This window comes from Rothia sp. HSID18069, assembly GCF_003989155.1.
In the GTDB taxonomy this organism is placed as follows: Bacteria; Actinomycetota; Actinomycetes; order Actinomycetales; family Micrococcaceae; genus Rothia; species Rothia aeria.
The window spans coordinates 261,147-273,593 of sequence record NZ_RBMG01000001.1 but is presented as its reverse complement, the minus strand read 5'-3'; the positions used below and the strand labels follow the sequence as shown (position 1 = coordinate 273,593).

Here is a 12,447-nt window from a genome sequence, read left to right as displayed (position 1 = left end):
GCTTTGAAACGGTGTTTCTCTGTAGCATGTAACCGTAGCCCGCCCCACCGTGGCAGGTGGCGTGGTGTTATTGAACGCACGACCTCTCGAAAACTACATACCTATGCTTTTTCTTACCTTGAATACCCACAGCTGGTGCGAGCCTCACCAGATCGTTAAGATTCATGAGCTTGCCCGTTTTATTGCCGACCGTCAGGTTGATGTTATTGCGTTGCAGGAGGTCAACCAGTACCTGCACTCCCCTATTGTGGATACGCCACTGGGGTACCAGGGCGGGGCTGGTATTCCTATCCGTGAGGATAATTATGCACTGCTGCTGGTTCGGTTCCTGGCTGATTTAGGGCTTCAGTACGAATGGGCGCTGACCGAAACCCATATTGGGTGGGATCAGTATGACGAGTGTGTGGCGGTGCTTTCTCGCGTGCCTATTGAACGCATCGAGCCTATTGTGATGAGCCCGCAGTACAGCTACGACCGGGTTGAACGCAGGTCTTCTCTCGCGGTTCGGGTTGGTACTGATGCGGGTTCAGTGTGGTGTGCAAGCGCCCATATGTCGTGGTGGGATTTTCAGGGCGAACCGCTTTTCGCACAGGAGTTTGCGCGGCTTTCGCAGGCTCTCACCGAGTGCGGTCAGGATGCGCCCGTTCTGCTGGGCGGCGATTTCAACACGGCGGCGCAGGTGCGCGGCGAAGGGTACGATCTTGTGCTTTCTTCCGGCCTGGTGGATACCCGTGAGATTGCCGACCGTACCGATGGTGAGTTCACCGTACATCGTGGTATTGCCGGGTGGGAAGGGCAGGAGGATGCCAAGCGCATCGACTTCGTGTTTGCCGACCGAGCAGTGAAGGTACTTTCGCATGCGGTGGTATTCCGAGATAATTCTCCTGAGGCGATTTCCGATCACAGCGGCGTGCTAGTGGAGTTTGACGAGTCGAGTTTCGAGCCCACCGCCAGGATGCACCCCGTGCAGCTGCCGTCGCAGGTACAGCCCGGATAGTGCGGCGGCCCTAGGGGTGCCGCAGCTTAGCGCGTTTCCGCCTTCAGATTTTAAATTGATATGTATTCCGTGGAAGGACAGCTCATGAAAACCGAAATTCAATGGTGGCAACAGCCCGTTGTGTACCAGATTTACCCGCGTTCCTTCAACGACTCCAATGGCGATGGCATCGGCGATCTACCCGGCATCACCGAAAAAATCCCGTACCTGGCGAAGCTGGGTATAGATGTTATCTGGCTTTCCCCGATCTATGCTTCGCCGAATGACGATAATGGCTACGACATTTCGGATTATCGGGCGATTATGACCGAGTTCGGCACAATGGCTGACTTCGACGAGCTGCTGGCGACCGCACATGAGCACGGCATCAAGCTTATGATGGATTTGGTGGTGAACCACACCTCGGATGAGCACGAATGGTTCCGTCAGGCACGTTCTGCGAAGGATAACCCGTACCGCGACTACTATGTGTGGCGTGACCCTGCCGGGTTTTCTGAAGACGGCACCCCGATTCCGCCGAATAACTGGATTTCCTGTTTCTCGCCGTCGGTCTGGGAATGGGACGAGGGCACTCAGCAGTTCTATCTGCACTATTTTTCGGTGAAGCAGCCCGACCTCAACTGGGAAAACCCGAAGGTACGTGAAGAAGTCTACGACATTATGCGGTTCTGGCTTGATAAGGGCGTCGACGGTTTCCGCATGGATGTTATCAACCTGATCTCTAAGGATCTTTCCTTCCCAGATGACCCCGCCGTCACCGCAGGAGGTTTAGATAATTCTCTGGCGGTGGCCGCGAACGGTCCGCGCGTGCATGAGTTCCTGCGCGAGATGAACCGCGAGGTACTCAGCAAATACCCGGTGATGACCGTGGGTGAGACTCCCTGCGTGAGCGTGGAAGATGCCGCCCTGTACACCGGCTTTGACCGCCACGAACTGCAGATGGTGTTCCAGTTCAAGCATATGGATGTGGATGCCAGCGCAGGCGGCGCCACCGGCAAGTGGTCGGACACTCGTTTTAACCTGGTGGACTTGAAGAAGGTTCTTACCCACTGGCAGACGGGACTGCACGGTCGCGGATGGAATTCGCTGTACTGGAATAACCACGACCAGCCGCGCACGGTTTCACGTTTCGGCAATGACTCCCCCGAGTTCCGTGAGGTCAGCGGTAAGATGCTCGGCACGGTTCTGCATATGATGCAGGGAACCCCCTACATCTATCAGGGTGAAGAGCTGGGTATGACCAATGTTTTCTTCGACTTGGTAGATGACTATAACGACCTTGAAATCCATGATTCCTGGCGTAAATACGTGGTGGAGTCCCAGCGGGTTAGCCCCGAGGATATGCTGCGGTACATCAGTGCTTCGGGTCGGGATAATGCGCGAACCCCCATGCAGTGGGATGCGAGCGAAAATGCGGGCTTTACGACCGGCACCCCGTGGCTGAAGGTGAACCCGCAGTATACCGACATTAACGCCGCCGAAGAATTGGCGAACGATGATTCTATTTTCTATCACTACAGCGATCTCATTCATCTGCGCAAAGAGCACCCCATCGTGCTCACCGGCGAATACCGTGTGCTCAACCTCGAGGATGAGCAGGTGTACGCCTACCTGCGTGTGAACTCTGCCGAAGATGCTGCCGCCGCATCCGGCGAGCGCGCCCTGCTGGTGGTTGCTAATTTCACCCAAGAAACACTGTCTTTACCCTATGCAGACGGTCAGCTCGCTTCTTTGGCGCTCAAGAACCCGGGCGTGCTGAAACTTGAGGAGCTTGCGGCTATGGCAGAAGCACCCGAACTGATCAGCTCAAACTACCGGAATGAGCACGGCGAGTTCACGGATGAAGGTACCACTCTGCGCCCCTATGAGGCAAAAGTGTATCTGTACCGGTAGGGCGTTCTGTACCGGTAGGGCGTAGAGTGCGCGGCGAGTGGCGCGCTGGCACACCCTGATTGAAAATTTTGCAGACATACCTGCGGCGATGCGGCTTACGGGTCTTCCCGCTGAGCCGAACGACGCAATCCTTAAAGAAAGGCTTCTGATGATGAGTAGTGAAACCACGACTGAAGAGCGTGCGGTTCCTTCCTACGCCGGGCGGCAGTGGTGGAAGGAGGCGGTAGTCTACCAGGTGTACCCGCGTTCCTTCAACGACTCCAATGGCGACGGTATCGGTGACCTGCCCGGCATCACCGAAAAAATCCCGTACCTGGCGAAGCTGGGCATTAACGTTATCTGGCTCTCCCCCGTGTTTGATTCGCCGAATGTGGATAACGGCTACGATATTTCTGATTACTTCGACATTATGAGCGATTTCGGAACAATGGAAGATTTCGATGAGTTGCTGGCGACCGCACATGAGCACGGCATTAAAATTCTGATGGATTTGGTGGCGAACCATACTTCGGATCAGCATCCGTGGTTTGTGCAGTCTCGTTCCTCAAAGGATAACCCGTACCGCGACTACTACATTTGGAAAGACCCCAACGGGTTTGACGAGAACGGCTCCCCGATTCCTCCGAATAACTGGGCTTCCGAATTTGGCGGCTCCGCCTGGGAGTGGGACGAGGGCACGCAGCAGTTCTACCTGCACATTTTCTTCAAGGAACAGCCCGATCTGAACTGGGCGAACCCGAAGGTGCGCGAAGACCTGTATGCGATGGTGCGCTGGTGGCTCGATAAGGGCGTGGATGGTTTCCGTTTGGACGCCATCAACATTATTTCTAAGCCTGAGGGCTTCCCGGACGACCCGTCCACCGATTTTGAGAAGCATACGTCGTCGATCCCGTTTGTGATTGCGAACGGCACGATGGTGCATCCGTGGATGAAAGAGCTCAACCGTGAGGCGTTCTCGAAGTACGATGTGATGACTGTGGGCGAAACGAGCGCGACCAGCCCTGAGGATGCGAAGCTGTGGGCGGGCTATGATGCTGGCGAGCTGCAGATGCTCTTCCACTTCGACCACATGGGTGTCGATAACGACCCCGAAGGTTCGCTGGGCGGCAAGTGGTCGTATGCGCCGTACAAGCTGACCGAGCTTAAGCGCATTCTGAACGAGTGGCAGACGAAACTTGAGGGTAAGGCGTGGGGTTCGCTGTACTGGAATAACCACGATCAGCCGCGCGTGGTATCGCGGTTCGGCAACGATTCCCCCGAATTTCGGGTGCTTTCAGCGAAGCAGTTGGCAACCACCCTACATTTTATGCAGGGAACCCCCTATATTTATCAGGGTGAGGAACTTGGGATGACCAATGTGCGGTTCGAGTCGATCGACGACTACCGCGACGGCGATTCGATTCGTTTCTACGAGGATATGCACGTGGATCATCAGCGACTCAGCCACGAGGATGCGATGCGCGCTATCTACATTAAGGGTCGCGATAACGCCCGCACCCCCATGCAGTGGGATGACTCGGCGAACGGTGGTTTCACGAACGCGGGAGTCGAGCCGTGGCTGAAGGTGAACCCGAACTACCCGCAGATTAATGCGCAGGCTGCCCTGGACGATCAGGATTCAGTGTTCTACCACTATCAGGAATTGGCGAAGCTGCGCCGCGGTGAGCTCAAAGATTTGATGGTGTACGGGTCGTTCGCACCCGTAGATTCGGTTGAGGCTCCTCACGCCGAGGATGAGCAGGTGTACGCCTACACCCGTACCGGCGGCCCGGACGGCACCGACGCGAACCAGTCCCTGCTTGTGGTTTCTAACTTCACGTCTGATTCGGTGGAGCGCACCTTCTCGCTGCTGGATGATGCGCGTGCCGCCGGGGCGTCCGTCGAACTGGTGCACTCCAACTACCGGGATGACACCGGCGCGCCGACCGATGCGGGCACCACCCTACGCCCCTACGAAGCGAAGGTCTACCGCATCGTGAAGTAGGTTCTTCTCTATTCCCAATCCGAATAACGCATCTTTGGGCGTATTACCCACCCTCTAGGGTCTTGTAATACGCCCAAAGCTGCGTTATTGAAAACTACAGTTTAGAGTATCCCGAAACTGCGCAATGCACTTTCCAAAACCCACGGGCTGCCCCGACCCCTCACATGCTCCCAACGTAGCCTCAAAAGCCGCCATCCCGCACGCATCAGAGCATTCTCACGTTCTTTCTCTCGGTCAACTACCCAACCATCAGGGTTCATCGTCTTGTCTGTTTGTTTAACCCGTCCGTCGAATTCGATGAGGACGCCCAGCTGTTCAAAAGCAAAATCACTCACAAAATTGCCAAGATCTGTCTTCACAAAGTATTGCTCAATAGGAAATAACCCATATTCTTGAAGTCGCAGCCTTGTGAGAGTTTCACCCGGAGAATCGGATTTATCGCTCATTAATCGCGCTACTTCCCGGGCCCTTGCAGACCCTTTACGAGGTGAATTCATCAGAGCATGATGAAGCTCCCAATAATTTATTCGCGTTTCCGTTTGTTGACGACTCAAAGCGCCATCGGCAACGACTACCGCCTCATCAACCTGGAGTACACGGGCGCACCCCACGACAGTCTCTATGGGGCTGGTGGCTGTAATCCCTGCCAGAAAACGAGTTATAGAGGCATCACGGGCATAGGAATCGTTATGTCTTGTTAGTGCCTCGTTCGAGCTCCCCGACTGTGAATACACGTGAACAGAAACAGGCACCTCTAACACAGGGAAACCGTGCAGTATGGCTGCACTCTGATGTGTAAATACAGGTTCATCCAGCACCCGTGAATACGCGATGATACGGGCAAGATGCTTTTCTGTGATGTTAAGGTTCTGCCAATTGTGTGCACTTATATATTGTCCTCGTGCCAGTTTTACCGCCCGATTATCACGGATAATAGTCCGAAGCCGGTCCTTGGTGATACCTTCAGCCCGGAGTTTTGCATTATCTTTTACCAGCGGATAGACACGCCGCAGGATGGTGTCAGACAGTTTATAAGTACTCATATCTTTATATGAACAGAACCTATAAAGATCAACGCCCAAAATTTCAGAAACTGTGGACAACTATAGGCAACAGTCTTCTTCTCAAACAGATGTGGAAAAACCCGCCCACGAATAATGCAGCTTTGGGCGTATTACCCACCCTCTAGGGTCTTGTAATACACCCAAAGCTGCATTATTCAGATCCGTAGATCTGATCGGGGACGCAGTACATAAAACCCTACGCTGAGGCTGCTCTCTTCCATTTTCGGATGTGCATACAGAAGTTGGTGAACGGGGCGACCGTGTTAAGTAGCTTTTTATCGCTCACCTCTCTCCTCCTCAGCCCTAAGCCGCCCGCGTATACTTGCACACCGGTTTAGCGGCAAAACGCTACTGCATGATCAGTCCACCGTCCACCGTCTATGAGCTTCCCGTCACGTAGCTGGCCTCGTCAGAGAGCCAGAATAGCGCCGCTGCGGCAGTAACATACACGTGGTTTTGGTACAACCTGTAAAAGTACCTGAGCGTCTTCCCTAATCAGAGATGTTTTTTGCCTGCCCGGCCGATACTGTTGTTCCTACCGAGCACCAGAAAATCTTGTTCTCAATGTGCTTCCCGGGGTTCATTTTATGCTGTTCGTTCAGTATGACAAGAGTTACGATTCGATGAAGTCGCGCACTATATCCACAAACCGTTCGGGACTCTCTTTCTGAACCCAATGCTTATGATGCTCAAAAATTTCGACCCGTGTATTCAACATGGAAGCGGCTGCCTGCTTCACATCACCGACTTTGACGCCGGGGTCCTTATCCCCTTGAATAAATAGGGTTGGCACCTTGATCTGTGGCAGAAGCGGTATTAGGTGCCCGACCGGATGTTCTCCCCACAGCTCACTGATCTGAAATGATTGAAAAACTCGTGCCGCGTCTTTCGAATGGGCAGCAGTTTGCACCTCATCCAGAATTTCGGGGGTAATTTTCTCGCGATTCCCAATCAGTGACCCGGCAATAATGTTCTTTGCCAGCCACCTATTCTGCAAGGTTTTATATGCCACCTGATTGAGTGGCAAACGCACCCGCAACCGTCCCATAAGTGAATACGGTGCTGAAGCGGACACACCCCAAGGTGCCACCAGCACCAGCTTGCCAATATAGTTCGGATACCGCAGCGCATATTGCAAAGCAATGGCGCCGCCCATTGAAAGGCCACACAAGGTAACATTTTGAGCGTTCAAAGTATCCAGGAAGGCATTGAGGAAGCCTGTGTAGAAACTCAGCGAGTACTCTAATTCGGGTTTATCGCTGTTTCCGTACCCCGGCAGATCCAGGGCAACTAAAGGCTGAGACCCGGTCCAGGTCTGCATGATCGTTTTCCAGGAGAGCATGGCATGATCCACCCCGCCACCATGAAGGAGCACGATAGGCGTGCCTTCACCCTCCGTACTGTAGTACGCGGTTTTAATGCCCTCAAGATCGAGAAAATGGGTCGAGATACGATTCATGCATATCACCGTCTTTCATGAGAGCCCGCCGCTATTAAGTCTATTCTGTAAAAGGCACACATACAATAGTGACTCCCTGAACCATTCAGGGTTTCGGTTGGCAGGGTGTATGTCCGCACGGCCAGCCATACACAATTTTTAGCAGGTGATGGGCTTATACCCAGCGCCGCACCCGCTGGCGGTACTGCCGGTATTCTGTACCGAACTTCTGGGTGAGAATCCGCTCTTCGGGAATAATCTGAAAACGCGTTATCCAGGCAACGAAAAGCACCACCCCGAGCACAGCCTGCACCTGCCACAGCCACACCACCCACCCGGTAAGGATGCAGGCCATACCCAAGTACATGGGGTTGCGGCTTAAACGGTATATTCCGGAGGAGACAATGTTTACGGTGCGTTCGGGGGCGAACGGGTTCACTGTGGTGCGGGCACGTCTGAATGACAGCACCCCCACCGCGTCTACCGTTAGGCCGAGTACAACCAGTGCAAGGGCAGGGACCAGCAGCAGCGGTGGTCTGCCTGTCAGCGACGGCATCCCGCAGATGAGCCACATCAGTAAGGCGCACAGTGCCCCAATAAGTGGCGGCGGAACTTTATATTCAAGGGCTGCAGCTAGTCTTTTCATGGGGAACAGTTATTTATTTCGGTCAAGAAGCGGGGTTTATGCGGGAAGCGGCGGCGCTAACACTGCCTCTACCGCCGCGAGCGCGTGAATGGTAGTGCTGTCAAAGACCGACAGCGGGGTCTTGTCCTCATCCACCGCCAGGCAGAGTTCGGTGCACCCCAGAATCACGCCTTGGGCGCCCTGCTTCTTCAGCCCTGTAATGACCTGCTGAAGATACTGCACGGCTTCAGGCTCCACACGGCCCAGGCACAGCTGCTCAAAGATGATGCGGCTAGTCTCTGCCTGTTCCGGTTCGGCCGGCACGATCGTCTGGATTCCGTGCGCCTCCATGCGCTCAGTGTAGAACCCGTCGCTCATGGTGAAGGTTGTGCCCAGCAGCCCCACGCTCTGCAGCCCCTGCCTTTGGATGGCGGTGGCGGTGGCGTCAACTACGTGCAGTAGCGGTACGGTGGTGGCACGCTCTATCGCGGGGGCAACCTTGTGCATGGTGTTCGTGGCCACCAGCAGCAGCTGCGCACCCGCACCTTCAAGTTTTGTGGCGCTTGCCGCCAGTAGAGCCCCGGCGGCTTCCCAGTCACCGCTTTTTTGCAGACGCACGACTTCCTCAAAATCTACACTGTGCATCACAATGTCGGCGCTGCGGTTGCCTCCGAGGCGGCGGTTGACTTCACGGTTAATGATCCGGTAGTACAGGGCGGTGCTCTCAGGGCTCATGCCGCCGATAATGCCTAGGGTTTTCACGGTGCACGCTCCTTTTATTTATTGTCTTCTGGCGGGTACTTCCCCTCATTGTAGGGTGAGCTCCGTAACCCCGTCTACAGAGAAGGTTTTTGTATTCAGAAGCCATATTAATTCTCTGAGTATAAAAACTTTTCTGAATAGAAAAACCATCTGCTGGGGGTACGCCCGAAGACCTCTGGGGTGGGGTGTGCTTTAGACCCCCAGTGCGGCCCCGTCTGCCATGAGCCACGCGATCATCGACCCCACCGCCAGGGTAAACGGCAGCCCCAGCAGCAGGGTTTTGATGCGGGTTGCGACGGCGGTTTCACGCATAAAGTACAGCGAGTATGGGCCCAGCCCAAAGTTCAGCACGAGTGCCAGCGACACCAGCAGGAACGGTACGCCCAGCAGTACCCATAGTGAGAGCTGATTCGATGTTCCCAACTGCTCCGTGATGGTCTCCCCCGTGGAGACCAGCTGCGCGGTGGCGGGGGCGGCGGGGGCGAATAGTACCGTGAACGACCACAGGAGTGTGCACGGCAGGATCACCCACCCGAGGATGCCTGCGCATCCGACGGAAAGAACATTAATGACTTTATCGACTGCTTCTTCGCGTTCGGCGCGGCGGGCACGCCGGTACGCCAGGTGCTCAGCTGAGCCCCTGTGGAACCCGCCAGTCCACGCATATTTTTTTGCGGACCGTGACGGGGTTATATTTTCGTAGTTGAGTGACATTGGTAGCTCCATCGCTGAGTGAATAGTGGAGTATGTGTTTATGGTACTCCCCATCGCAGACTACCCGACTAAAGTAAGGCTAAGAAATACCCGCGAAAAGGTGTTGCAGGTTTCTTTTAGTGTTTAGTTGAGGTGGTCTTTTTATGGCCCGGAAGTTTCTTTATTCTCAATTCTATACGCACATTCTTTACATTTTCCACTCACACATCCTGCAATCTTTAGATGAGTTTTAGGTGTAGCGGCAGGGGAAGGTTGAAGGAAATAGTGTGTCCATTATCGCGCCGACTAGGGGTTATGTTCTGCCGTACCGGTCGTGATTGTTACGGCGCACTCCCCCGGTGCTGTGGTACCAACAGCATTTTTATACGCTGCTGAGGGGCTAAACCGTGTAGTACTCCCGGTGCTCTTGTCTCATTCACAGGAGCTTGAACGCGCATGCCCACAGTGCGAGAGCTGTTTTTGCGTGCTTTTATAGTTCCCAGGTTTATGCTGCATTTAGTTATGACCGGATGCCTATGGCCGGGTGAGGAAAGCGTTGAGGGTTCGGCCTGAGTTAATATCGCGTGCAGTCATATTTTCTATATTTTCGGCATTGTCGTCATCTGTTATGGTTATGAAAAAGCAGATGGTGTCGGTATCGCACCCAGTGCGCGCAACATCTTGTTGCAGGTGTTTGAGGGCTTGAACAAACACGGGCAGAACGGTGTCTTGCAGTGAATCTCCTGAACGATCCAGCAGCCGCCACAGTTCCTTACTCACCCCCGGCAGTTTACTGTTATTGAGCTGGTCGCTAGTGTACTCCCAGCTGTATATATCCCAGTCGTAGCTTGTGGGATCGCCCGCTTCACGTACGGTGTTCATGCTCATAAAGACCGAGCCGAAGTCGCTGTCTGTCACCAAGGCGCAGCCGTAGATGGTTTTCTCCCCTGCCAGTTTTTGCAGACCGTAAAAATCGTGAACGACAGCTTCGGTCACCATCTTTTGCAGCATATTTCTCCTTTATACTCTCGCACCAACTGTACAACAGTCTAAACGCAGCCGCAGAAAGAGAGCACTTTTCTACCCCGGCCGAGCTGTATAGGAGCAGAAATTATACGCACAGTTCCTAAAGTTCGGCGACCCCAGCGGATGGCCTCTATACGCCCGGTACTGCACAGGCAACAACTGCATGAATCACCGCGCTAAGTGAAGGGAAAAGTACCATGCCCCATTCTTTGCGGGTCCAGCCAATCAATGCGTCACCCACCTGCATGACCGCAAAAGTCACAAGAAGCAGAGCGACGGCACCGCCCCGAAAATAGAAGGGCGCAATAAGAACGGCTATTCCGGCCGGTATGGCGCGCACAGCATACATGTACACATAGAAACGAGCATTAGCATCAACAGAAGAAGCGTGAACCATAAGCCCTGGACGATATATCGCCAAAAATGCGCTGGCGATAGTTACGAGTGCAGAAATAGTGTTTACGGTTAATAGAACGGGATTCATATCTAAACCTCCGCCGGTATCTTTTCGTATGTGTTTTATTCCTTAAGCTGCTGAGATAAAACGTCTAGGGTTTTAAGAGCGGCACTCACAGATTCATGCTGATGCCCCCCGCTCCACTGTTCAACCTGCTGGCGCCAGCGTTTGCGGATTTCCGCTAGTTTCCGCTCGCCGTGGTCGGTCAAGGAATACCGTGGGGAACGTTTATGCGCGGGGTTTTCGATGGGCATAACCAGCCCCTCGTCCCTCAGGAGGTTGAGCTGCTTTTGCACACCCTGCCGGGTTATTCCCATGCGTTCGGCGATTTGAGGTGATGTACTCGGTTCTTTTGCCATTGAGATTGCGCCTAATACCTGCCAGCGCGCTGTTGTGAGGCCGCTTTCGGCGGCGAACCGGTCTCCCCATGTGGTGAGTGCCCCGTTCATACGGAAGATCTGCACCACGAGTTCGCTCAGTAATGAAGCATCCATTTTTCCTCCAGCAGCAATTGTGACAACCAGTTTACAAATATGACAACTGGTTGTCAATACTCAGGACAGGTGCTGGCGGGAAACGGGATAGAGGGAAAATAAAAACGGGAGCAGACATTTGCGGTGAGAACGCAGCCTACACTCCGAAGAAAATCTGCGATCCCGATTTACTGTTATCTAGGGAGTACCCCACTAATAGATACCCTATAAAGCGTTAGAAACCCTGCTTTATTCACATAAATAACCTGTTTGATTTTAGGAAAATTGAAAACATTATTTTTGAGAATATTCAGGGAGCTTCCACTGAATACCCAGGCTATAAGCTTAGGGTAAAGCCATGACTACTGATGAGAACCTTCCAAAACCTGAGCATGGAATAATCCAGTCTCAAGATGTTCATGAGATAGAGAAAGAACCTGAAACGGATTCGGTTGAGAAGCAAAATTTGTTTCCTCCTAGCCTTATAACTGTGCAGATTATAAGGACTGTTCTTGAGCTCATATTGGTAGTGCTATTACTGCCATTGCTCTCTAATCCTTTAGTCTTAATCCTTTTCTTGCCTTTTGGTTTGTATTTTATTTTGCAGGCTGTGGCATGGTCACGGGCAGAGAAAGAAACTCGGCTCGTTTGGGTTAGGGGAACTAATGTTTATAGCTTGCTAATTGTTGCGCCTCTTGGCGCTTTTTATACATGGTTCGTGATTGAGACGTCGGTTCCAAATGCTGATGTTCGACCGTTGTGGTGGATGCTAGGTGCCTGCGTGCTTGAAGCGATCATGAGCATTTTTATGATCGTTACGATAACCGTGATCAAAAGGAAATATCCTCATGCTTTTCAGGATAAGAGAGTCACTGTCGCTAAACCTCGAATATATGACGATGCTCTAAACGGTTCTCCGGGAAAGGCGTACGAGTTGGGTGATGAATCAGAATCCTTGAAGAAGCATCATGAGGATCTGATAGTAGAAATTCCTTGGCAACACGTTAATGTCAGGTCGCAGAAGAAAGATTAGGG

At 53.2% G+C, this 12,447-nt stretch carries 12 protein-coding genes; 4 read left to right on the top strand and 8 right to left on the bottom strand.

The window, feature by feature from the left end:
• Window positions 1-103: 103 nt before the first annotated feature.
• From D8M41_RS01260 to D8M41_RS01250, 3 genes are all read left to right on the top strand, one after another.
• Window positions 104-997 carry an endonuclease/exonuclease/phosphatase family protein gene (locus D8M41_RS01260; protein WP_126926264.1) on the top strand — a complete coding sequence of 298 codons (894 nt, stop codon included), beginning with the start codon at window positions 104-106 and terminating at the stop codon, window positions 995-997.
• Window positions 998-1,081: 84 nt separating this feature from the next.
• Window positions 1,082-2,890, top strand: a complete 1,809-nt coding sequence (locus tag D8M41_RS01255; protein WP_126926263.1) for a glycoside hydrolase family 13 protein — start codon at window positions 1,082-1,084, stop codon at window positions 2,888-2,890.
• A gap of 148 nt (window positions 2,891-3,038) precedes the next feature.
• Window positions 3,039-4,874: a glycoside hydrolase family 13 protein gene (locus D8M41_RS01250; RefSeq protein WP_126926559.1), complete on the top strand. Its 1,836-nt coding sequence runs from the start codon at window positions 3,039-3,041 to the stop codon at window positions 4,872-4,874.
• Between the two features lie 101 nt (window positions 4,875-4,975).
• Here the strand turns inward: D8M41_RS01250 and D8M41_RS01245 are convergent, their stop codons facing one another.
• The 8 genes from D8M41_RS01245 to D8M41_RS01210 all read right to left on the bottom strand — a co-directional run bounded on the left by D8M41_RS01245 (window position 4,976) and on the right by D8M41_RS01210 (window position 11,433).
• The gene (locus D8M41_RS01245; protein ID WP_006888705.1) at window positions 4,976-5,917 is read right to left on the bottom strand and encodes a hypothetical protein; all 942 of its coding nucleotides are present in this window, start codon (window positions 5,915-5,917) and stop codon (window positions 4,976-4,978) included.
• Window positions 5,918-6,551: 634 nt separating this feature from the next.
• Complete coding sequence (locus D8M41_RS01240) at window positions 6,552-7,397, bottom strand: alpha/beta fold hydrolase (protein ID WP_023134184.1); 846 nt, start codon at window positions 7,395-7,397, stop codon at window positions 6,552-6,554.
• A gap of 154 nt (window positions 7,398-7,551) precedes the next feature.
• Window positions 7,552-8,022, bottom strand: coding sequence for a methyltransferase family protein (locus D8M41_RS01235; RefSeq protein ID WP_023134185.1), 471 nt, complete (start codon window positions 8,020-8,022; stop codon window positions 7,552-7,554).
• A gap of 36 nt (window positions 8,023-8,058) precedes the next feature.
• Complete coding sequence (locus D8M41_RS01230; protein ID WP_006888737.1) at window positions 8,059-8,763, bottom strand: aspartate/glutamate racemase family protein; 705 nt, start codon at window positions 8,761-8,763, stop codon at window positions 8,059-8,061.
• 192 nt (window positions 8,764-8,955) lie between these two features.
• Window positions 8,956-9,477 carry a hypothetical protein gene (locus tag D8M41_RS01225; protein WP_006888770.1) on the bottom strand — a complete coding sequence of 174 codons (522 nt, stop codon included), beginning with the start codon at window positions 9,475-9,477 and terminating at the stop codon, window positions 8,956-8,958.
• Window positions 9,478-9,990: 513 nt separating this feature from the next.
• Window positions 9,991-10,467: a DUF4303 domain-containing protein gene (locus D8M41_RS01220; RefSeq protein WP_126926262.1), complete on the bottom strand. Its 477-nt coding sequence runs from the start codon at window positions 10,465-10,467 to the stop codon at window positions 9,991-9,993.
• A gap of 145 nt (window positions 10,468-10,612) precedes the next feature.
• Window positions 10,613-10,966, bottom strand: coding sequence for a DUF4267 domain-containing protein (locus D8M41_RS01215; protein ID WP_126926261.1), 354 nt, complete (start codon window positions 10,964-10,966; stop codon window positions 10,613-10,615).
• A 35-nt stretch (window positions 10,967-11,001) separates the two neighbouring features.
• Window positions 11,002-11,433, bottom strand: coding sequence for a MarR family winged helix-turn-helix transcriptional regulator (locus D8M41_RS01210; protein WP_126926260.1), 432 nt, complete (start codon window positions 11,431-11,433; stop codon window positions 11,002-11,004).
• 337 nt (window positions 11,434-11,770) lie between these two features.
• Here D8M41_RS01210 and D8M41_RS01205 point away from each other — a divergent pair, with 337 nt between their 5' ends.
• The gene (locus D8M41_RS01205; protein ID WP_126926259.1) at window positions 11,771-12,445 is read left to right on the top strand and encodes a hypothetical protein; all 675 of its coding nucleotides are present in this window, start codon (window positions 11,771-11,773) and stop codon (window positions 12,443-12,445) included.
• Window positions 12,446-12,447: the final 2 nt, after the last annotated feature.